Raw genomic sequence first — 21317 nt, 5'->3', positions numbered from 1 at the left:
ATAAAAATGACTGCTCAGATTATAGAAACAAACCCAACCCGCCTACAACGTGTTGATGTAGATGGTGTAACGGTAGATATTATTGAAAATGCATTACGAAATGCGCGTGAAGAAATGGATGCGGTTTTATTCCGTACCGCCATGTCTCCAGGTATTCGTGAGCAAGGTGACTGTTTCCCACTTATCGCTAATCGCGAAGGTAAAATGGTTGTTGGTCAAATGGGGTCTTTTATTAATGGTTTTACCGACGCTTACGACGGGACATTAGAAGAAGGCGATATCATTTTAACCAATGATCCGTATATGTGTAATGCGGCTGTTTCGCATCTTAATGACTGGTTAGTATTAGTGCCTGTATTTAAAGATGGTCGTCATATCGCTTGGTCTGCTATGTTTGGTCATATGTCTGATAACGGTGGTATGGTACCTGGTTCAATGCCAATTGAAGCAACAACTATATTCCAAGAAGGCGTAAGAATTCCACCTGTTAAACTTTACAAAAAAGGTGTTTTACAAGAAGAAGTATTAGAACTTATTCTGCATAACGTAAGAACGCCACAGTGGAACCGTTTCGATTTAAATGCCTTAGTTGCAGCTTGTAAAACTGCAGCACTACGTTGTAATGAACTTGCTGAACGTTTTAGTGATGATGTGTTCGATTCAACCATGCAGATCATGCTAGAACGAAACAAAATGGCGATGGGTCAAATCATCAAAATGTTCATTCCTGAAGAACCTCGTGAATTTGCTGATTACTTATGTGATGACGGCATGGGCATGGGTCCTTACAAGATCAATTGTAAAATGTGGCGTGAGGGCGAAAAGGTTATTTTCGACTTTGATGGTACAGATCCTCAAGCACAAAGCTCAGTTAACTTTTATTTGAATGAAGACATGTTCAAAATGTTCTTTGGATCATTCACCATTAACGTGGTCGATCCTCAAATTATCTTTAATGATGGTTTTTATGACCTTGTTGATGTGCGTATTCCTGAAGGCACATTACTTAAGCCTAAATACCCAGCAGCATTATCGGGTCGTACACATGCATTAGGTCGTATCTTCGATATTCTAGGCGCTTTATTAGGTATGGGGGCTCCAAAAGAAATGTTAAATGCTGCGGGATTCTCTGATTCTCCACATTTATTCTACTCAGGTTATGACGACAATAACGAATGGTTCCAGTTATTCCAAATTGGTTTTGGTGGTATTCCTGGACGCCCAGTGGGCGATGGTCCTGATGGTCATTCATTGTGGCCAGGTTTTACTAACGTACCAAATGAGTTCATTGAATCATACTTCCCAATGCGTATTGAAAACTATGAAACTATTCCTGACTCAGGTGGTGCTGGTTTACATCGTGGTGGTAACGGCTTAAGTGTTGCGTATCGTTTCTTATGTGATGGTCAAATTGCTATCCATGATGATCGCTGGTTAGTGCATCCTTGGGGAGTTAACGGTGGTGATCCTGGCATGCGTTCAAATAAACGTATGGTGCGTGCAGATGGTAGTGAAGAATGGTTACCGTCTAAATGTGAAAACGTAAAAGTTAAAGCCGGCGACTTATTATACTTTAATACCTGGGGCGGCGGCGGTTGGGGTGACCCATACGAGCGTGAACCTCAGCTGGTACTAGACGATATAAATCGTAATCTAGCAACGGTTGAAGGCGCTAAAGCTTACGGTGTAATTGTTATTGATGGTGCTGTTGATGAAGCAGCTACAGCAGCATTACGTAGTAAGTTGATCAGTGAGCGTGGTGAAATACCTTTATTTAACCACGGCGGTACGATTGAAGAAATTAAAGCGCGTTGTTTAGAAGAAACACATCTCGAGCCGCCAATCACACCATCTTTTAGAAAATAAAAAGCTAAAACTTAATTAGAAAATCTTCTAATTATCCAAATAATCGCCGGCAGTCGTCGGCGATAATATTCTTATAAAAACTAAATTAACCTAGCCCGTAATTTATCTACGGTGTTTGGAGAGAGAAACATGAGTTCAGCAAAAACTTTATACGACAAATTATGGGAACGTCGTTGCGTAAAAACTTATGACGACGGAATGTCTTTGATCTATATAGATCGTCACATTGTTCACGAAGTATCTTCAGCACAAGCTTTTGAAGGTTTGCGTGCTGAAAACAGAAAACCTTGGCGTTTATCATCTATTATTGCCACACCTGATCATAATGTACCTACTACAAATCGAGCAGCTGGTATTGCAGGCATTGAAGATGAAACATCGCGTATACAAGTTAAAACATTAGATGATAACTGTAATGCATTTGATGTTCCTCAGTTTCAACTTACCGACATTCGCCAAGGCATTGTGCATGTTATTGCACCAGAGCAAGGTTTAACTTTACCCGGCACTACCGTTGTTTGTGGTGACTCGCATACCGCAACTCATGGAGCTTTCGCCGCACTCGGTGTAGGTATTGGAACCTCTGAAGTTGAACATGTATTGGCGACTCAATGTTTATTACAACGTAAAGCTAAAAACTTATTAATTGAAGTGAATGGCGAGCTTTCTTTTGGTGTTACCGCCAAAGATGTTGTTTTATACGTAATTGGTCAAATTGGTACGGCTGGCGGAACAGGTTTTACCATTGAATTTGCAGGTAGCGCAGTTCGTGGTTTAACCATGGAAGGCCGAATGAGCTTATGTAATATGGCGATCGAAGCTGGCGCACGCGCAGGTTTAGTGGCTTACGATCAAGTCACTGAAGATTATATTGAAGGTCGACCTTATGCACCAAAAGGTGATGAATGGCAGCAAGCAATATCTATCTGGAAAGATTTACACAGTGATGATGGCGCCATATTTGATATTGAATACCGTTTTAACGCTGCCGATATAAAACCACAAGTTAGCTGGGGAACCTCTCCGGAAATGGTTACTGCTGTTGATACTTGTGTACCCGATCCTAAAGACTTTGGTACAAAAGCTGTTGATTACCAAAACGCTCTTAATTACATGGGCTTAAAAGCAGGACAAGCCATAAGCGATATCTATTTAGACCGTATATTTATAGGCTCTTGTACTAATTCACGTATTGAAGATATTCGTGCTGTCGCTAAAGTCGTTAATGGCAAAAAAGTAGCTAAAAGTATAACCCAAGCCATGGTTGTACCTGGCTCTGGTTTAGTAAAGCAGCAAGCCGAAAAAGAAGGTTTAGATAAAATTATTTTAGATGCTGGTTTTGAGTGGCGTGAACCAGGTTGTTCAATGTGTTTAGCTATGAATGCCGATAGATTAATGGCGAAAGAGCATTGTGCATCAACGTCAAATCGTAATTTTGAAGGGCGTCAAGGCAGTGGAGGTAGAACACATTTAGTGAGTCCTGCAATGGCTGCAGCAGCGGCAATCGCTGGTCATTTTGTTGATATTACCCAAGGAGGCATATAATTATGCAAGCTTTTACATCTCATACAGGTAAAGTGTTGCCATTTGATCGTAACAACGTTGATACCGATGCTATCTTGCCTAAACAATACCTTAAATCTATCAGCAAGTTTGGTTACGGCGATTGGTTATTTGATGACTTTCGTTACCTTGATGAAGGCTCCGTAACTACCGATATTAAAACCCGTAGAATTAACCCTGACTTTATTCTTAATAAACCAGAATACCAAGGTGCTAGCATCTTATTAGCACGTGATAACTTTGGCTGTGGTTCAAGCAGGGAACATGCTGCATGGGCGTTTAGAGATTACGGGATCCGAGCGTTAATCGCTCCTAGCTTTGCAGATATATTCTATAACAACTGTAATAAAAATGGCATTTTACCTATTACCTTATCCGAAGCTATAGTTGACGATTTATTTGAGCGTTGTACAGCTGCAGATGACTTGGTATTAAGTATTGATCTAGAAAAATGTGAAGTGCATTTAGGTGATGAAAAAATTGCCTCGTTCACTATGGATGAAGGGCGTCGTCAAAACCTATTACAAGGTAAAGATGATATCGCCTTAACTCTTGCTCATTCTGATGCTATTCATAACTTTGAAGATTTACTTGAAGAAAGAGAACCTTGGTTGTTCAAGAAAATAGAAGTTTAAGCAAATAAAAGTTTAAGCAATTCGTTTTACTCATTCTATAAAATCACACCTTTAGCGTGTGATTTTTTTTGTTGTATTTTTAAGATATGAGTAAAGAATAGTTAGGAGAGCTTCAAGATAAAACTATTATTTTGAAATGTAGACGACATTCTTTATCGGTTAATTAACCTGAACTCGGTTGAAGATGTTTTTAATCCATTGCAATAATTACTAATAAAATTTAACTCATACTCTAACTTAATCGTTTTTCTTTCTTCAAGGCAAATTTCGCGTCAATAGCTAGCCTATTGCAAGTAAATTTAACGATGAAGAAAGTAAAAGTAGCTGTTAGAGAAGAATATATTAAGCAGATCTCAGGTTAATTAGTCTGTAGCAGCAAGCTCTTCTATAGTATCTAACTTCAAAATACATATACAGTTTGGGCTAAGTGTTGAAATAACACCATCTCGCTTTAACTGGCTTATAGAGCGACTTACTGTTTCGACAGTAAGACCTAAATAGTCTGCGATATCATTGCGTGACATCGGCAGTTCTATTTTCTCTGGGCTGGCATCAGGAATACGTTTTAATAACTGGTTGAGGAGAAAGCATATTCGTTCGTAGGCTTTTAATTGTCCGAGTAAATAGACTTGCTCTAACGCGATAGATAACACCAAAGAATCTATGTTTTTCAAATTCATTTTTAACCTAGGGATTTTTTCAGACAGAGATGATAAATCTTTACGTTTAAATTCATAAACCGTTAAATCACTTAAGCTTTTTATATTATATTCGTAGGTATCTGAGTGAGAAAGACCAACAAAATCACCTGGAAACAAAAAAGATATCACTTGTCTGCGTCCGTTACTTGAGATCTTTTCAACTGTCGCTACGCCTGACACAATATTAAATAGCTTGTCAGCAGGTGTGGTTTGCATCACTAGATATTGTTGCTTCGACAACGTTTTTAGACGAGATATTTGTAGTAACTGCTCTCGGTTATTTTGAGTTAAATCGTGAAACAATAAACAATCATTTTCAAAGTTTACGCTTTGGTAAGGGATATTTAACGACATTGATTAGAAACCCTTTTTGTTATTGAATTTGATCTGGGTGATGCTTGCTAAGGCGCTTAAAATTAATGTATTGGAAATAGTAAATAAAGTCTAGGGTCTGTTGAACTTTCGAGATTGTTTTTACAGCAAGGTGTTTGATATTTAGACAAGGCAGAGTATGTGACGTGTAGCTGGCTACTCGAACAGACGATAACGCCCTTTCTATCCAAAGTTAAGTATTTCAAACACCTGCTGCCCTTTGGGTTCATTTAAATCGAATAAAATTTAACCCTGAAAGATCAACAGGCCCTAATGAAAATATTAAGCCTATATGAAAATGCAGTTTGAAATCGCTTTCAAACTGCATTTTAATCGGGGAGATTAATCATTTTTGTACTGAAGTAGAAGTTATTGAGTAAAGTTATACAACGGCACAAATAGTTTTCCAATCAAGGTAATTATCTAAAGCTAATTTACCGCTATCACGACCGTAACCTGACTGTTTAATACCACCAATAGGCATTGAAGCATCAAACATAGAATGACTATTAATCCATACTGTACCTGCTTGGATTTGACGAGATAGTCGCTGAGCGTGAGTGAAGTCTTGAGTCCAAATACTTGAAGCCAAGCCAAATTCACTGTTGTTACTCCACTCTATCGCATCATTTATATCGTCATAAGGTTCAGCTACAATCACTGGACCAAATACTTCTTCACAATGAATGGCACTGTTTAACTGTGTACCAGTAACTACGGTAGGCTGAATAAAGGTACCATTGCTTCCTAAGCGTTGACCGCCGGTAACAATAGTAGCGCCTTCATTCTTAGCCGTTTTAATGTAGCTTTCAATTTTTTCAGCTTGATCTACTGATACAACCGGACCCATTTGAGTCTCACGATTTAAACCATGACCTAGCTGTAAGCCAGCTCCATATCCAGCAATACCTTCTAATACTTGATCAAAGATAGAACGATGAATATAAGTACGAGAGTTAGCTACACACACTTGTCCGCTATTAAAAAATATACCGTTAGCTATGCCTGGTATAGCTAAATCGAGATTTGCGTCTGGTAAAACAATTGCAGGAGATTTTCCGCCTAATTCTAATGTAACGCGCTTAAGGTTTGACTTGCTTGCATCAACAATTGCACGACCTGTGCTAGTTGAACCGGTAAAAGCTACTTTACTTACGCCCATATGATTAGCTAAACAAGAACCTGTTTTAGCACCTTCACCTGTTATAACGTTCATAACACCTTCAGGTACACCAGCTTGATGAATAAGCTCTGCTAAACGTAAAGCACTTAATGAGGTAAGCTCGGCAGGTTTATGTACAACAGTACAACCTGCAGCTAATGCTGGCGCTAATTTCATTGCTGTTAAAACAAGTGGTGAATTCCAAGGAGTAATAGCTGCTACAACACCAACAGGTTCGCGTACCGTCCAAGCTTGAACATCGCGACCTTCTGGTTGGTAATTAATTGAAGTATTGAGTATTTGTCCCTCAATATTCATCGCTTGACCAGCGAAATAACGAAATTGATTTGCTGCGGCTGGAATTTCTGCCCAACGTGCAACATACCAAGGCTTACCTTGATCTAATATTTCAAGTTCACATAACTCGTCAATATTCGCTTCAATTAAATCGGCAACCTTATTTAAAATGCCTGCACGTTCCATTGGCGTTATTTTAGACCAAGGGCCTTTTAAAGCAGCTTGCGCACAAGATACAGCATCATTAACATCGGCTTCAGAGGCATTAGCAATTCTCGCAATCACTTTACCTGTAGCAGGATCGTGTGTTTCAAGATATTGTCCGCTTCTAGGCGCACGAAATTCCCCGTTAATAAATAACTGCTTGTCTGGTGTTGTAGCAAGTAAGTCACGTACCGCTTGTGTTTGTGCTTCAGGGGTAACTCCATCGTTGAGTATCACATCAGTCATAATTGGCTCCTTAATTGTCGGCTAGTCTTTTAGTTGTCCGGGGATATGAGTTTCTTGCTGTTCTAAATACCAATCAGCAATTTCTTCACGGGTTGCCCACCAAACATCAGGTAGCGTTTTTGCATACTCTATAAATTCACGAATGGCACGAATGCGATAAGCTCGACCAGTAACATGAGGGTGTAAGCCAACATTCATAATACGTGCTTGAGTTGCGCCTTCTTTATAAAGCACATTTAACTCTTCAATCAAAATGTCACGGTATTCATCTGTTGTATGACCACGGCGAGTAATAATAGTGAAGTCATTAATTTCGTTAGAATAAGGAACAGAAACAATAGGGCCATTATCTGTGCGGATCATGAAAGGTTGATCGTCATTCATAATGTCACAGTAAAACTTATAACCTTCTTTCGCTAAAATTGCTGGCGTATTTAACGTGCCACGCAAAGATGACGATAACCAACCGATAGGGCGCTTGCCTACATAGCTTTCGTACATATCTATAGAGCGTGAGATAACAGCTTGTTCTTTTTCTGGCTCGTGAGCAAAGTTTGTTAGTAATTCACCTTGCTCGTAGTTATGAGTAATAAGTTCCCAACCACGATCTAAACAGGCTTTAACCATAGGGTTACGACGTTCAAAAGTTACCGCATTAGTAGTACAACTTGCTTTAACGCCTAACTCATCAAATAAATCGTATAAGCGCCAAATACCAACACGTTGGCCATATTCGCGCCAGCTAAAGTTTGGATAATCAGGTATGTTGCCAGGTAAAGTATCAGGTAATATTGCTGGGCCGCCTGCATAATAAGGGGCATCAGTTTCTTTGATCAGATCCCAAGTTTCTAAATTAAAAGTTAACACTAAAGCGACTTTTTTACCGTCAGGCCATTTTAATTGGCCACGTTCACTAATCGGTACGTAATCATATTCCATCTTAAAATTCCTCTAATAATCTACCAAAGCCTTCAACTTTGTCTGTTATGCCAAATGTACGAAGTGCATGCCAGTAAGTTGCTGTGTTGATAGCGATTACAGGTTTACCTAATTCAAGCTCTAATTTTGGAGCTAATCGCGCCATACAAAGGTTAGTACCCACTTGAATAATTGCATCAACATCATCACTATCTAATTTTTTAACGGTATCGCGTGTTAGTGAAAATGGTGTTTCAGCTATGCCTAACCAACTAGGACGTTGCATAGGTATATCTCGAACAGTCTCGTAACCGTGGTCACTGAAATAGTTTTTTACTTCAGTATTCGCAACAGGAAAATAAGGAGATAAAAAGGCGATTTTTTTAATACTGCCAATCGCTTGTAAGGCAGCAGCTACAGACTCTGAACCCATAGATATTCCTATGCCAGCAACTGATTCGATACGATTTTTCCAAGCTTGTGCACCTTCAGCTCCACCGTAAAAAGTTACAGCAGACATACCCATAACAAGGTAATCAGGAGCACAAGTCATTACACCTCTTACTGCTTCTTCAGTACCTTCATCTATCATTTTGGTACCAGCCATAAAACTTTCGTTTGATACAGCTTTTGCATTTTCAATAACGATGCGGCTGTAGTGATTTGTTACGCCAGCAGGGCGCATTTCGTCAAATTCTGGTTGTACAATAGTATTTGTTGATGGACCTAGTACACCAAATTTAGCTCTATATCCGAGTGCGTCTCTCATAGTATTTTCCTATTTAATATTGTTGGCTTGTTCAAGACTAGTAAACATTGCTTGTCGTCTAAGGAAAGCTAAACGTTGTTCGTCGTCATTACAGATATCGTGCATTTCTTGTAAACGCATCGCGTGGTTTTCTTCAGGGCTGTGCTCTAATAATCTTTTATTTTGCATGGTTTGAGCTTGAATAAAGCTGTGAGTTACAGGACGGCGTTGCGCGTCGAATAACTCAAAGTTAGCGTCATCATGACCTTCAGTTAGGTTTAGCTTAATTTTATCCGCTAAATTCCAACCGTCATGAATACCACTATTCATACCAAAACCACCTAATGGGTTGTTCATGTGACAAGCATCGCCCACTAAACACACTCGACCATGGTTGAATTTTTTAGCAACACGTTGATGCACGCGGTAGATAGTTCGATGCTCAGTTTCAACATCTTCACGACCTATTAAATCGCGGAAAACTTGGTTTTTCTTTTCATCTGAAAGGAGGTATTCATCAGGCTGATCTTCACTTGCTGGAACCAAAATTCGCCATACACTTGGTACACGAAGTAATACCATCCATTCTTTCGGATCAGATACGTAACTTACGTAAGCAAGGTTATCTATGTAGTCTTTTAATTCTACTTTGGTTGATAGCGTTAAGAATTTTTCTGGGTAAGTAAACCCTTCAAATTCAACACCTAACCATTTACGAATAATTGAATTACCGCCATCAGCAGCAACAAGGTATTTTGCTCTAATTTTTTCAATTGAGAATGGACCTTCTAAGGAAACTTCAACTCCGTCTTCTGTTTGTTCAAAATGAACAACTTTGTGATTAAAAAGTACTTCAGCTTTAGGATGGTTTTCTAACTTTTTAGCCACCATGCTTGATAATACATGTTGTTCACATTGCAGGCGGAAAGGGTATTTCTCTTTGCCTTCAAGTTCAGACAAATCAAACTCAACTACTTCGCCGCTAGCACGTTCACGGAAATGATAAACTGGCGCTTTTAAGCCGCGTTCAATGAGTTCATCCGCCATGCCTAACTCGTCAAGCATTTCTAATGTTGGCGGATGAAAAGTAGATGCTCGTAAGTCAACAGCACAGTTAGCGCCAGCTTCACAAAGAATTACATCAAAACCCATACTCGCAAGGCGATATGCCGTAACGGTTCCTACTGGACCAGCGCCAGCAACGATAACTTGAGTAGATTTCATAGACTTTTAACCTTATTGTTTAACAGTTGATATTACTTTGATTAACTGTTTTATTTTGAAATAACGAGCTCTTATAAACGGTGACAATAAGTCGCGTTTAGGCCGAGCTTAGATTCTTCTATAACTTAGCTGTAACAGCTTTAGTTTCTAGGTAGGCATTTAGTCCTTCTAAGCCATATTCACGACCCCAACCTGATTGTCCATAGCCCCCAAAAGGAATATTTGTGCCTATAGCTCCATGACAATTAATTGATACTTGCCCAGCACGAATACGGGCAACGAGTGCATGCGCAACAGCTAAGTCTTTTGTCCAAACACTGCCCGATAAACCATAATTTGTGTTGTTTGCAAGTTCGGCTATTTTGTCGATATCAAGTGTTGAGAATTTTTGTACAGTCATAACAGGGCCAAATATTTCTTCTTGCACTATGGTCATATCAGCTGTGCAATCGGTAAATATTGTTGGCTGAATATATAACCCTTGCTCTGAAAGTTGTTTGCCACCTGTGAGTAATGTCGCGCCTTCTTTGATACCTGATTCAATATAAGCGAGCACTTTTTTACAGTGCTGTTCTGAAATCATTGGACCGATCACCGTTGCAGGGTCAATACCGTGACCAATAACTAATTGTTCGGTATAAAACTTAACGCGCTCCATTAATTCATCATGTATAGATTCATGTATAAATAGTCGCGAACCTGCCATTGAATTTTGACCCTGCATAAAAAATGCTGCAGTGACGATGCCAGGAACTACTTCATCAAAGTTAACATCGGGCATAACAATAACAGGCGACTTCCCACCTAGTTCTAGGGATACTTTTTTAAGGTTTCCTGTTGCCCCAAGAATAATTTTTCTACCTGTTTCTGTTGAGCCAGTAAAAGAGATTTTATCTACATCACAATGGGTAGAAAGTGTTACGCCTGCAACTTTACCTATGCCATTTACTACATTAACAACACCTGCAGGAATGCCTGCTTCTAAACATAATTGACCTAATAACAAACAAGACAATGGCGCTTCTTCTGAAGGTTTTAAAACGACAGAGCAACCTGCAGCAAGTGCTGGAGCTAGCTTTAACATGGCCGATATTGCAGGAGCATTCCATGGAATAATTAATCCAGCCACACCAACAGGTTCTTTCAATGTGTAAGTTAATGCCTCTGATAAATCAGTTAAATGTCTAGGTGATGTAGTTGTACTACCTTCAATACGCTGAGCAGCACCCGCATAATATTCAAGCATTTCCACAATGTTACTTACGGTAAGGCGGGCAATATGTGTAGGCATACCAGCATCTAACACTTCAATTTCTGTTAATAAGTCTGTATTTAATTCAATGAGTTTGGCTAGGCGATTAAGTAACCTTGCTCTTTCAAAATGAGTGAGCTTTGACCAAGGGCCTTTTAAAGCTTTACGCGCAGCAATTATCGCTTGGTCAACATCTTTTGGACTAGCAATAGCAACACTGGCAAGCACATGATTTCGGGCTGGATCGCGAGTTTCAATTGTTTCATTTGCTTCACCATCGACCCATACACCATCAATAAGTAATTGATGTGATTGATCTAAAAACTGCTGTGTAGCGGCTGAAATATTGATGCGAATAGCCTTTTTGTCTTTCTTGTGTTTGTTATTTTGCATACTTGCTCACTTTTCCATTTAATTAACTTAAAGGTACTTAAAATAATTCGTACGATAAACTTAATCGCCATGTCATAGGATCTGACATAAAGCGTGATTGAATTAAGCTAAATCCAAAGCCTGTAAATGCGTATTTTTCATTACCTAAGTTTTTACCTGAAAGTGTGAGTTTCCATCGATCAACGGTATATGAAGCATAAGCATCTATTAAAGTAACTGGCGCTATATGCCCTGTGTTTGAGTTGTCTGCTGTAGAAAAGTAATCACCACGACGGTTGATATTAGTACCTAGCATCAGGGTTCCATTACCAATATCTTTGGTGAAATCCAAACCTGCGGCATATTGATATTCAAATACATTGGTCATTTTGTTACCAACCAATCCACTTGTTGTTTCCACTCCATTAATACTGACACCTGTGTATTCACCATCTTGAGAAACACCATTAGCCCATAAATTTAAACTTGAGCTCAAGCGAACATAAAGTTCTAACTCTATTCCTTTATGTTCAGCGTCATAGTTTTCAGTAACAAACGATCCAAATTCATCAACAGATTGTTGTTGTAGGCTTGAATATTCATTGTAAAAACCAGCGATATTTATACGTAGACGGTTGTTCCACCATTCACTTTTAATGCCTGCTTCATAAGCATCCATAATTTGCATGTCAAATGGAGTGTTTAATGCTTCTGGAGTAGAAGCTAAACTGTTGTATCCGCCAGCTTTAAAGCCTTCTGTGTAGCTTGTGTAAAAAAGTAAGTCTTTGTTGGCTTGATAATTTAAAGCGACTTTTGGGGTAAATCTTTTAAAGGTATCGTCACGGCTTACAGAGCTAGTTTCTAGAATGGCATCTAAGGTCTTATCATCAATTGTATAGCGAGCACCTACCGTTAAACCTAGTTTGTTTGTTACGTTAATACTAGCTTGTCCAAATGCTGCATAGCTTTTTGTGTCAACGTCGAAATCACTAAAAGAAGGAGTGAAGAAAACTTCTGAATTTATTATTTGCTCGCCAGATTCGTTAAAGTAATATAATCCAGCAATATAATTTACTCGGCTATTCCAGGCAGTACCTTGAAGTTGGAGTTCTTGCGTGAAGCTTGTTTGATCACTTACTGAGTCTCTAGAGAACAACTCAGAAAAGCCTGCCACAGGCATTCCTAGAAGAGCATTGTCAATTCCTCCGCCAAATCCTGTTGCCCAATCATTTTGTAATTTAGACCATGAAGTGATTGATAACACTTTTAGAGAGTCATTAATGTTTTTGGTTAAATGTAAGCTCGTACCGTATTGCTTATCATTAGTAGATGATTCGAATGGCGATAAAACAGTATCAAACTCACCAGAAGTGAAAGGTATTTGATCGTAAGGATTATCTATTTGAAAAGGGTCTAAAGCCGAAGTGTAAAGCCCGTCACTTTCATATTTTGTATAAAAGTATTTCCATCTCGCTGTGTAGTCATCGCCTTCGTAGAATAAGTCGCCTTGAAAACCTGCATAATCTTCTGCGCCAACATCTTTATCTAATGTTGCATTATATTGACGTCCGCCATCACGGGTGCGCAACATACCCGTAATACCACCGCGTAGCTTTTCATCATCACTTAGGGCGCCACTAACACTGAATTTGTCATATATTTCGCCCCAAGTGCCTATACCTATTTCATTTTTAAATCTAAACAATTCATCAGGGACACGAGAAATTATTTTTAAAGCACCCGCTGAGCTATTTCGACCATAAAGAGTACCTTGTGGACCACGTAATACTTCAATGCGCTCTAGTTCAAGTGATTCAATAAAAGATGAAGCAGAACGTGGTTGGTAAACATCATCAATGTAAATGCCTACTTCAGGTTCTGAGGTAATCAGTGCGCCATCGGTTACGCCACCACCTCGAATAAATGGGGTAATGCCGGCACTTCCACCACTAACACCTTTGATCATTACATTGGGCATAACTTGACTTAAGTCTTTTGTATTATCTATTTGTAATCTTTCGATATCTTCTGGACTAAGTGCTGAAATAGAAACGGGTGTGCTTTGAATACTTTCAGCTTTACGCTGAGCTGTTACGGTGATTTTTTCAATGGCAAGATCGTCTTGAACTTCTTCTGCATGAACGAATCCACCTGTTGTAATACCTAGAGCTAAAGAGCAACTTACAAAAACTTTTGAGTTAATATATTTCATATGACATTCCCAATGTTTGTATTTCAGGTTAAAAAACTAAACTTCTTTATTATTATTTTTTTTTGTTGATTTTATTTATCCCACTCAGCAAAAATATTTAATTACTTTGTTTGTATGGTAGATATATCAACATAACTTAAACTTATAGCTAACTGAGGGGGTGCACTATGATAATTGTCAATAAATGCCTGCTAATTAAATTGCTTGAGTGGAAGAGCTAAGGTAAAAACAGATTTGTTGGTATGAAAAAGCTGAAAAGTTAGCAAGGGAGAGATTGATTAATCAACTTGGTATTAAAGCAGCGTCACGTAATTGTATTGGCCTGTACTAAAACATTGCTAACTTTATACGACACTTCATGCATCGAGTTCAGGTAAAATAAATTTAATACGGCTAATACGCATTCTCCCACCCTTAAGGCATTATAATTTGAGAGTTTACATTAAAAGTTTTAATTAATGTTTCACAGAGTCTGAATGTGCATAAAATCACCAAAGCTGTCTCTGCACTGTATTCAAATTTTATTTATTTGTTCAGTAATACAACCTGTGATTTTATACAGGTTCCTGGTGTTTCCCCCTATATTCATGCAAATGCGCAAATTGCGCACTTTTGTCTTTGTTAACTATTTAGCAATTATTCATAAGTACTTTAACTAGATAAGTTTTATTGAATTTGTTATTAATAGTAGAAATTAGAAAGTGAGCAACTTGTAAGCAGGAAAATACGCAAGTTGCGCACTATTAAATTGTTAGTTTTACACGGAGTATTAATTTGTTTGAAGAAAAATATATAATGACAGGTATTGTCTCCATGCTTCTAATTGCAGCATGGCAAAGGCCTGAGGTTTTTAAGAAGCATATATCAAACAAAGTAATGGCAATCTCTGGATTTATATTAATGGTTCTGATTGTATGGGGTGTCGCTACAAAAGAAGCGATAAAATCTATTCCTCCTGAGTTATCTGAAGCAACAATAAAATCAGTAACTTTAAGTATCGAAAATAACTATGCCCCTACTACATGGTCAATTTTTTCGTTTGTACTATTTTTCGGTTCATTCTTCTTGGATTGGATTGCTGATATATCCTTAGAGTACGAGAAAGGTAAAACTAACAAGCCGCTGTAGTTCACTCACTGCGTTCGCTGGAACAAATTCTCGCTGGCTCCCGGCGCTTCGCTTGGTATTATAACCAGCAAGTATTTGCCCCTAAGCGGGGCGTTAACTGCCAATGAGGTATCGTGCCAGAACCAATTACTACTATAGGTGGTGCAGCCGTTGCTGCGTACCTTTCGAAAGATGGTGTTTCAAAGTTACTCGGGCCAACTGCTGAATATCTCGGTGGTGAAATGAAGAGTCTTGTAGAGAAAAGCCAAAAAAATATAGCTTCAGTATTTAAGAAAGCCGAAAAAAAGTGCGGTTCTAAAATTGATAATCCTGGTGTGGTCAACGCGAGAGTAATGAAGCACGTATATGATGAAGCTAGATTTAGTGATGATGAGCTATTAGCTGAGTACTTTGGTGGTGTATTAGCATCAGCTAGAACGGAAGATGGTATTGATGATAGAGGTGTTTACTATTCTCAAATTGTAAAATCAATGTCTAGTTATCAACTGAGATGCCACTATTTGTTTTATTATCTTATGTGGTTCCACGCTAAAGGACAGGATCTTGATTTAAATAGCAATGTAGATCGCGCAAAATTAACTTTAGTAGCACCAATAAAGTGTTATGAAGAAACATTTAAGCTCGACGCCAAACAAAATCAAATGCCTTTTATTGCTCACTCATTGTCTGGTTTAGCTAAAGCAGACTTAATAGGAGGGCGTTTTGCTTTGCAAAACCCAGAAGACTTAAAAAAAGAAAACATTGAAGTTGATCAGTTTGCATTTGTAATACATCCAACAATTACTGGGTTGGAACTTTTCATTTGGGTTCACGGACAAGGAGAAGTTGGCTTACCAGCATTTTTATCTCCAAATTTAGTAGAAACACCAGATATAAATATAAAAAATATTGAAATAACCAAACTAAAAGGCAGTTAAGTTGCTTAAACGGACAAAAAACAGCTGGCTTTTGCTCGTTCCTCGCTAATTTTAGCCAGCTATTTTATTGCCGCTTAGCAAAACGTTGAGGCTGTAGAATTTATAGTTTTGTGTAAAACAGGTGAAAATTAAGCTCCTGTAATGCAAAATAAGATACAAACACGAAGTGGGTAATGCATTTGATACCCTGATTTAGAGGTGTTTTTGTTATTTTTTATAAATTCTACAGCCTCGTTATATTTTTCTTGATGATTGATGCGCATCACGCTACACTTGTGGTATGATTAAATCTTTTAAACACAAAGGCCTCAAGAAGTATTTCCAAACTGGAAGTGTTGCTGGGATTCAGGCTAAGCATCAACGTAAATTACGAATGCAACTTACCGCAATAGATACCGCTCAAGAAATTGATGATATCAATTTACCCGGCTTTAAATTGCATCCTCTCAAAGGGGATCGTGATGGGATTTGGTCTATTACTGTAAATGGTAACTGGCGCATTACTTTCGAGTTTATCGATGGTAATGCATATATTCTCAACTATGAGGACTATCACTAATGACTATGCATAATCCACCACATCCTGGAGAGTTTATCTACGATGTATATCTAGAGCCCGCAGGCTTTAGTTGTCGTTATTTGGCTAAACAACTCGATGTAGCATCATCTACATTAAATAGAGTTTTAAAAGGTCAAAGTGCAATCTCACCAGAAATGGCACTTCGCTTATCTAAAGCAATCGGCAGAACACCGGAAAGTTGGTTAGCAATGCAAGATAACTATGACCTTTGGCATGCTAAACAACAAATTAATTTAGCTAATGTTCATACTGTAAACTTTTCAGTGGCATAAAAAATATTACAAGCAAGGCGTTAGCTTTCTTTACTGGTGATTATTCTTGACTTTAATTTCACTTTCTCAAGATATACCGTTAGCCCACTATAATTTTTTTCTTTTTTGTGCCTCTATATCTTCAATAGTAATGTTTATAGCTTTACTACTAAATAAAGAGTATTCCCTTAAAGGAAGTATTATTGGCACTCTTTTTTGCTTTGTTTTTTTCTATTATTGGGCATATTCCGCAGCTAATAAATATTACGCATTAGAAAAAAATGGGGATTACTTAAACTTAAGTTATATTTCTCCAGCTAAAAATAAATCAATTTCAATAAGGAATATAGAATATATATCTTTTGGTTCAACCAACAGAAGTGGAAAGGGGTGCTATATTTCTATTACGCTTTTCAATGGCAATAAATACAAAAGCTCAGCGATACAAGAAAAAATAAATTACTGTAAGGTAAAAAGAAATGAGTTAATCTCGCGCCTCAATATAAAAGCTAACAACACGCCCAGAGGTGGACAGCCAGTGTTAAAACTTACTTTCCACCGCATATTTTAAAAGCGGTGAGCCTTTGTTTTTCAAAGCTGCTAGATAGGTCGATTCATCATAAGCTGTACTTGTTTTCCAACACCGAAATAATATTCTTATCCACTTAAACGCCAACGCTCTGATGGTGGTGTTATGTGGTTGTGTAGTTCCCCCGTTTTAGTGGACACCTCTTCATCACACAGAGGAAACTACAATGCCCAAATATACCCAATCTAAAAAACCCAATAGATTTTAAAATTAAAGCCGTCGAGTTAAGCTTAAGAGACGATGTCTTATTAAAGGATATTGCTCAGGCGCTCGATATACGTCCGTTAATGCTCTCGCGTTGGCGTAAAGAATATATAGAAGGTAAGTTTTCAATAAAACCGTGCTATAACAGAAATAGTGAACTTATGGCTAAAATTCCTAATAAAAAAGAACTCAATAAAATCAAGCAGCTTTAATTTGATATGAGACTCGAATTTATAGGAGATTTTAACTAACTGTTTTTTTTATAATTTATAATTTAAATAGAAAAGAGGCGTTTATGGATTTCTCAACATTGAATTTTTTAGCTATTGGTGTTTCAGCTTTATCAAGCTTTGTTCTCGGTGGTTTGTGGTATTCACCTTTACTGTTTGGGAAGGTGTGGATGAAGGAAACAGGGATAACGGAAGAAGCGGTAAAAAACCAGAACGGGGCTAAAGTATTTGGCTTTGCTTTTATTGCAAGTTTAATCATTGCTTTTAACTTAGCGATGTTTTTAGGAAGTACCAGTACTTTAAAAACTGGGATGTTTTATGGTTTTTTGGCTGGCTTCGGTTGGGTCGCTATGTCTTTTGCAATAAATGATCTTTTTGAGCAAAGGTCTTTCAAACTATTCGCAATAAATGCTGGTTATCACGCCACTGGAATTACAATAATGGGAGCTATTTTAGGAGGCTGGCATTAAAAAATCTGAACTCTGGATAAGCCATTACGACTAATATTGTTATTTACCCCTCTAACGTCGTTATTTTTATTGTTAATAGCTAAAGAATTAAATCCCAAGATTATGAGAGCAATGAATCATTTAAGTCAGTTTTAATATATATTATTTTAACTAAACCAAATTAAATCAATTTTTTACAAAATCGATTACCCAGAATTCAGGTTACTTATTCAAAAGGTAGTATGAAAAATTTAATTGTTGTTAGAGAAGCTCAAGATAATGATCATCCATTTATTTTTGAGTTATCACCAAATTTAGCCGAAGTTGCAAAACTAGAATGGCACACTGACGATGTTGTTCGAACAATGCAAGATGATTATATTTCTGAAATCCTAGCTGAGACACTAGAGCCAAACGTTACATTTATTGCTGAAAGTAATAATGTTCAACTGGGCTTTGTTCATGTACGTACACATAAAGATGGACATTTCAGGCGAAACTTGTGGAACGATACCACTACTTGCTGTTTTACCTAAATCACAAGGCTTAGGTGTAGGAAAAATTTTAATGGGATATGCTGAAAATTGGGCTAAAAATTCAGGGTGTAGGTTATTGCATTTGGAGGTTTTTGCAAATAATCAAAACGCAAAAGGCTTTTATAAAAACTTGGGATTTAAACCTGAAACAATTCATATGATTAAAACAATATAAATAAATGATTCATTCTACAATTTCGTTGCTCTTGAAATAACAAAGGCATCAGCCAAAAAGTGTTTTTCGTCTAACCCTTTTTCAATTAATAAGGCTTGGGCATCATTTATCATTAATGATGAGCCACACGCATAAACTCTGCTATTCGTTAGATCTGGTTTTAAACTTAATAATACTTTTTGAACATAACCTTGAGCGTAACTATCAGTGTAACCATGATGTTCAGAGCAATATAATTGTTCTACAGATGTTTGAGTTGACTGAACATGAGTTGGCGAGGTTTGGGTTAACAAGGTTTGAGTCGATTGAGGTTTTGTTAGCGTATAAATAATTTTGATATCTACTGTTTTTTTTGAAAACCTCTTAGCTAAATCCATATAAAACCTTTCTATTGTTTTCTCACCCCAAATCACGGTAATCGAATGAGGTTGTAGGTTTTTAGGTAAACTTTCTATTGTTTCTAATAGGGCGTTAATTGGAGCTATACCTGTTCCTGTGGCTAAAAAATATAAATCTTTTTGGGCAATATCGTCACGCAAAAAGAAGGTGCCTTTCGGTCCTTGCAGTGTCAGTAAATCATTCACTTTAGCCTGATTAAACCAGTAGTTACTCATGGCGCCTTGTTCAAGCCTACGTATATGTATTTCAATGGTTTGTTCATCTACTTTAGCTTTAGCTAACGAGTAACTTCGACAAATACCGTTAGGGCTTGTGATATCAACATATTGACCAGCTAAATAATCCAGCCTACTTATTAAAGGCAAACGTAAAGTGACATTTAAAACATCATTAGATAATAAAGTCAGTTGAGCAATACCACAGGGTATCGTTACTCTTTTAGGTAAACTAATCTTAGTTAAATTACCTGCATCAATGTGCAGGTCTGATTTTGCGCTTCTAGCACAGGTGAGTATCCAATTATCTGCTAATTCCTCAGGTGTTAACTCTTCTTGTCGGTAGGCAAAGCTTTCACCTGAGAGTACTTTTACTTTACAAAAGCCACAACGACCTGAGCGACAACTATGATTAATCGGGGAGCTTGCTTCAATACTCGCATCAAGAATCAACTGACCTTCTAACTGCTCAAAGGTTGTACCGTTAGTTGTTGTAATTATTCTTGTTTTGTTCATGTTTTTAAGCCTTCTGTTAAGAGAAAGAATACTTCTGATAACTGAGTTTTATTACTTTTAAGTAATGTTAGATACGTTCAACGATACTCTCTGAAAGTCGGCATGGTCTTTGATAATTGTCATGGCTGATATTTTTCAATCGTTGATACTTATACCATCAATATTGCTTCTCAAAAAAGATAACAAGCTCTCAAGTAGTCACTGAAATCGTAGAATCTTTAATGCAGTGTTATTCAAAATAAACCTCTTTCAGGATGATTCAGGTTTTAAAGCTAACATTATTTTGAACGCAATAAACATTACAAACATTGACATGGAAGTCGTCCCTTTTTCGTTTTGCCGTATGTTTTGCATGAATCTCATGGCGGCTAATATTTGTAAAAACTTGAGGTTTTTCTCAAGAGATGTCCTCGCTACCAAGAGTTCAACATGTTGATATTATTTGTTGCAATGGAATGGGCGAGAGTTTATTTGTTAAAACTATAGGAAAAGTAAATGGCCAATCCAATACTTCGTGAAAAACTTAATAAAGGTGAATTTATATTTGCTCCAGGTATTCAAGACATGATCACTGCTAGTGTAGCGAATAAAGTCGGTTTTGATGTTGTTTATGGTTCTGGCTACTGGTCAACAGCTTCAGCATATGGTTTACCTGATGCAGGGATTGTTAGTGTTACGCAAATGGTTGATCGTATGGCTACCTTAGTAAAAACATGTAACAGTGCAGTTATTGCAGATGCGGATACCGGCTTTGGTGGTTTACTTAACGTGCATCACACAGTACGTAGTTATCAAGAAGCTGGCGTTTCAGCTATTCAAATTGAAGATCAAGAGTTCCCTAAAAAGTGTGGCCACACACCTAATCGTAAAGTTATTCCTCTTGAAGATATGGTTGAGAAAATTAAAGTTGCAATTGACGCTCGAACTGACCCAGATATGTTAATTATCGCTCGTACCGATTCGCGCCAAGCCGAAGGTTTTGATGCTGCTATTGCTCGTGCTCAAGCCTATCAAGAAGCTGGTGCAGATGTATTGTTTGTTGAAGCATTAGAAAGCAAAGATGAAATGCGTCGTGCATGTGCTTTAGTTAATGGCCCAATGATGGCAAACATGGCTAATGGTGGTTGTACACCAATGATGGACGCCGAAGAGATGAAAGACATTGGCTTTGCTTTAGCTATTGCTCCAGCGTTAACAAGCTTAGCGGCTATTCATGCTGTAGAACAAGCGCTTGTTGGTTTCAAACAGCAAGGCAGCCCAGTACCAGAAGGAGTTCCTATTGGTGATTTTAAAGAATTTTGTTCATTGATTGGCTTTGATGAAGTTTGGGAATTTGAGAAAAAATGGGCTAAGTAG

The 21317-nt window shown here is 37.8% G+C and carries 20 protein-coding genes and 2 pseudogenes; 13 read left to right on the top strand and 9 right to left on the bottom strand.

Translation table 11 applies throughout. From position 1 onward, the window contains the following. Positions 1–6 precede the first annotated feature (6 nt). The 3 genes from Q5N69_RS10810 (at position 7) to leuD (ending at position 4064) form a co-directional block, all read left to right on the top strand. Entirely contained in the window at positions 7–1866 is a 1860-nt protein-coding gene (locus tag Q5N69_RS10810) for a hydantoinase B/oxoprolinase family protein (RefSeq protein WP_304368930.1), read from the top strand. A gap of 129 nt (positions 1867–1995) precedes the next feature. Then, the gene (gene leuC / locus Q5N69_RS10805; protein WP_304368929.1) at positions 1996–3411 is read left to right on the top strand and encodes a 3-isopropylmalate dehydratase large subunit; all 1416 of its coding nucleotides are present in this window, start codon (positions 1996–1998) and stop codon (positions 3409–3411) included. 2 nt (positions 3412–3413) lie between these two features. After that, a complete protein-coding gene (gene leuD, locus Q5N69_RS10800; RefSeq protein WP_304368928.1) occupies positions 3414–4064 on the top strand; it encodes a 3-isopropylmalate dehydratase small subunit in 651 nt (216 codons plus the stop codon). A gap of 362 nt (positions 4065–4426) precedes the next feature. Here the strand turns inward: leuD and Q5N69_RS10795 are convergent, their stop codons facing one another. The 7 genes from Q5N69_RS10795 to Q5N69_RS10765 form a co-directional block, all read right to left on the bottom strand. Beyond that, complete coding sequence (locus tag Q5N69_RS10795) at positions 4427–5119, bottom strand: Crp/Fnr family transcriptional regulator (RefSeq protein WP_304368927.1); 693 nt, start codon at positions 5117–5119, stop codon at positions 4427–4429. Positions 5120–5519: 400 nt separating this feature from the next. Beyond that, complete coding sequence (locus tag Q5N69_RS10790; RefSeq protein ID WP_304368926.1) at positions 5520–7046, bottom strand: aldehyde dehydrogenase; 1527 nt, start codon at positions 7044–7046, stop codon at positions 5520–5522. Between the two features lie 21 nt (positions 7047–7067). Beyond that, positions 7068–7985: a polysaccharide deacetylase family protein gene (locus Q5N69_RS10785; protein WP_304368925.1), complete on the bottom strand. Its 918-nt coding sequence runs from the start codon at positions 7983–7985 to the stop codon at positions 7068–7070. A 1-nt stretch (position 7986) separates the two neighbouring features. Further along, the gene (locus Q5N69_RS10780) at positions 7987–8733 is read right to left on the bottom strand and encodes a hypothetical protein (protein ID WP_304368924.1); all 747 of its coding nucleotides are present in this window, start codon (positions 8731–8733) and stop codon (positions 7987–7989) included. Between the two features lie 9 nt (positions 8734–8742). Beyond that, the gene (locus Q5N69_RS10775; protein WP_304368923.1) at positions 8743–9936 is read right to left on the bottom strand and encodes an NAD(P)/FAD-dependent oxidoreductase; all 1194 of its coding nucleotides are present in this window, start codon (positions 9934–9936) and stop codon (positions 8743–8745) included. A gap of 118 nt (positions 9937–10054) precedes the next feature. Then, the gene (locus Q5N69_RS10770; RefSeq protein ID WP_304368922.1) at positions 10055–11581 is read right to left on the bottom strand and encodes an aldehyde dehydrogenase; all 1527 of its coding nucleotides are present in this window, start codon (positions 11579–11581) and stop codon (positions 10055–10057) included. A 37-nt stretch (positions 11582–11618) separates the two neighbouring features. Next, positions 11619–13772: a TonB-dependent receptor gene (locus Q5N69_RS10765; protein WP_304368921.1), complete on the bottom strand. Its 2154-nt coding sequence runs from the start codon at positions 13770–13772 to the stop codon at positions 11619–11621. Positions 13773–14546: 774 nt separating this feature from the next. On the opposite strand from Q5N69_RS10765, the gene Q5N69_RS10760 reads away from it, so the two are divergent. From Q5N69_RS10760 to Q5N69_RS10740, 5 genes are all read left to right on the top strand, one after another. Beyond that, positions 14547–14900, top strand: a complete 354-nt coding sequence (locus Q5N69_RS10760) for a hypothetical protein (protein ID WP_304368920.1) — start codon at positions 14547–14549, stop codon at positions 14898–14900. Between the two features lie 113 nt (positions 14901–15013). Continuing rightward, positions 15014–15817 (top strand): hypothetical protein, encoded by an 804-nt coding sequence (locus tag Q5N69_RS10755; RefSeq protein WP_304368919.1) that lies wholly within the window; start codon positions 15014–15016, stop codon positions 15815–15817. A 280-nt stretch (positions 15818–16097) separates the two neighbouring features. Next, positions 16098–16376: a type II toxin-antitoxin system RelE/ParE family toxin gene (locus Q5N69_RS10750; protein ID WP_068547700.1), complete on the top strand. Its 279-nt coding sequence runs from the start codon at positions 16098–16100 to the stop codon at positions 16374–16376. Continuing rightward, positions 16376–16669 carry a HigA family addiction module antitoxin gene (locus Q5N69_RS10745; RefSeq protein WP_304368918.1) on the top strand — a complete coding sequence of 98 codons (294 nt, stop codon included), beginning with the start codon at positions 16376–16378 and terminating at the stop codon, positions 16667–16669. The genes Q5N69_RS10750 and Q5N69_RS10745 overlap by 1 nt, the downstream gene beginning before the upstream one ends. Positions 16670–16715: 46 nt before the next feature. After that, positions 16716–17219: a hypothetical protein gene (locus Q5N69_RS10740; RefSeq protein ID WP_304368917.1), complete on the top strand. Its 504-nt coding sequence runs from the start codon at positions 16716–16718 to the stop codon at positions 17217–17219. On the opposite strand, the pseudogene Q5N69_RS10735 reads toward Q5N69_RS10740, so the two are convergent. Continuing rightward, positions 17190–17345: pseudogene (locus Q5N69_RS10735) on the bottom strand (IS110 family transposase); the annotation flags it as partial. The gene Q5N69_RS10740 and the pseudogene Q5N69_RS10735 overlap by 30 nt on opposite strands. Before the next feature lie 58 nt (positions 17346–17403). Between Q5N69_RS10735 and Q5N69_RS10730 the strand changes: the two are divergent. From Q5N69_RS10730 to Q5N69_RS10715, 4 genes and pseudogenes are all read left to right on the top strand, one after another. Next, positions 17404–17650 (top strand): annotated as a pseudogene (locus tag Q5N69_RS10730) (transposase); the annotation flags it as partial. An 86-nt stretch (positions 17651–17736) separates the two neighbouring features. Then, entirely contained in the window at positions 17737–18141 is a 405-nt protein-coding gene (locus Q5N69_RS10725) for a DUF1761 domain-containing protein (protein WP_304368916.1), read from the top strand. A 221-nt stretch (positions 18142–18362) separates the two neighbouring features. After that, complete coding sequence (locus Q5N69_RS10720) at positions 18363–18656, top strand: hypothetical protein (RefSeq protein ID WP_304368915.1); 294 nt, start codon at positions 18363–18365, stop codon at positions 18654–18656. Beyond that, positions 18601–18831, top strand: coding sequence for an N-acetyltransferase (locus Q5N69_RS10715; RefSeq protein ID WP_304368914.1), 231 nt, complete (start codon positions 18601–18603; stop codon positions 18829–18831). The genes Q5N69_RS10720 and Q5N69_RS10715 overlap by 56 nt, the downstream gene beginning before the upstream one ends. A gap of 14 nt (positions 18832–18845) precedes the next feature. Here Q5N69_RS10715 and Q5N69_RS10710 read toward each other — a convergent pair whose 3' ends face one another. Next, the gene (locus Q5N69_RS10710) at positions 18846–19961 is read right to left on the bottom strand and encodes an FAD-binding oxidoreductase (protein WP_304368913.1); all 1116 of its coding nucleotides are present in this window, start codon (positions 19959–19961) and stop codon (positions 18846–18848) included. A 495-nt stretch (positions 19962–20456) separates the two neighbouring features. Between Q5N69_RS10710 and Q5N69_RS10705 the strand changes: the two genes are divergently transcribed. After that, positions 20457–21317 (top strand): oxaloacetate decarboxylase, encoded by an 861-nt coding sequence (locus Q5N69_RS10705; RefSeq protein ID WP_304368912.1) that lies wholly within the window; start codon positions 20457–20459, stop codon positions 21315–21317.

The sequence above is a fragment of the Pseudocolwellia sp. AS88 genome (assembly GCF_030551755.1).
Classification (GTDB): Bacteria; Pseudomonadota; Gammaproteobacteria; order Enterobacterales; family Alteromonadaceae; genus Pseudocolwellia.
Note: the sequence above shows the minus strand (reverse complement) of the source record. Positions and strands in the feature narration are given on the sequence as shown.

Coding starts and splice junctions, on each gene's coding strand:
- Q5N69_RS10810 (WP_304368930.1), top strand. CDS start 7: ATGACTGCTCAGATTATAGAAACAAACCCAACCCGCCTACAACGTGTT.
- leuC (WP_304368929.1), top strand. CDS start 1,996: ATGAGTTCAGCAAAAACTTTATACGACAAATTATGGGAACGTCGTTGC.
- leuD (WP_304368928.1), top strand. CDS start 3,414: ATGCAAGCTTTTACATCTCATACAGGTAAAGTGTTGCCATTTGATCGT.
- Q5N69_RS10795 (WP_304368927.1), bottom strand. CDS start 5,119: ATGTCGTTAAATATCCCTTACCAAAGCGTAAACTTTGAAAATGATTGT.
- Q5N69_RS10790 (WP_304368926.1), bottom strand. CDS start 7,046: ATGACTGATGTGATACTCAACGATGGAGTTACCCCTGAAGCACAAACA.
- Q5N69_RS10785 (WP_304368925.1), bottom strand. CDS start 7,985: ATGGAATATGATTACGTACCGATTAGTGAACGTGGCCAATTAAAATGG.
- Q5N69_RS10780 (WP_304368924.1), bottom strand. CDS start 8,733: ATGAGAGACGCACTCGGATATAGAGCTAAATTTGGTGTACTAGGTCCA.
- Q5N69_RS10775 (WP_304368923.1), bottom strand. CDS start 9,936: ATGAAATCTACTCAAGTTATCGTTGCTGGCGCTGGTCCAGTAGGAACC.
- Q5N69_RS10770 (WP_304368922.1), bottom strand. CDS start 11,581: ATGCAAAATAACAAACACAAGAAAGACAAAAAGGCTATTCGCATCAAT.
- Q5N69_RS10765 (WP_304368921.1), bottom strand. CDS start 13,772: ATGAAATATATTAACTCAAAAGTTTTTGTAAGTTGCTCTTTAGCTCTA.
- Q5N69_RS10750 (WP_068547700.1), top strand. CDS start 16,098: ATGATTAAATCTTTTAAACACAAAGGCCTCAAGAAGTATTTCCAAACT.
- Q5N69_RS10745 (WP_304368918.1), top strand. CDS start 16,376: ATGACTATGCATAATCCACCACATCCTGGAGAGTTTATCTACGATGTA.
- Q5N69_RS10725 (WP_304368916.1), top strand. CDS start 17,737: ATGGATTTCTCAACATTGAATTTTTTAGCTATTGGTGTTTCAGCTTTA.
- Q5N69_RS10720 (WP_304368915.1), top strand. CDS start 18,363: ATGAAAAATTTAATTGTTGTTAGAGAAGCTCAAGATAATGATCATCCA.
- Q5N69_RS10715 (WP_304368914.1), top strand. CDS start 18,601: ATGGACATTTCAGGCGAAACTTGTGGAACGATACCACTACTTGCTGTT.
- Q5N69_RS10710 (WP_304368913.1), bottom strand. CDS start 19,961: ATGAACAAAACAAGAATAATTACAACAACTAACGGTACAACCTTTGAG.
- Q5N69_RS10705 (WP_304368912.1), top strand. CDS start 20,457: ATGGCCAATCCAATACTTCGTGAAAAACTTAATAAAGGTGAATTTATA.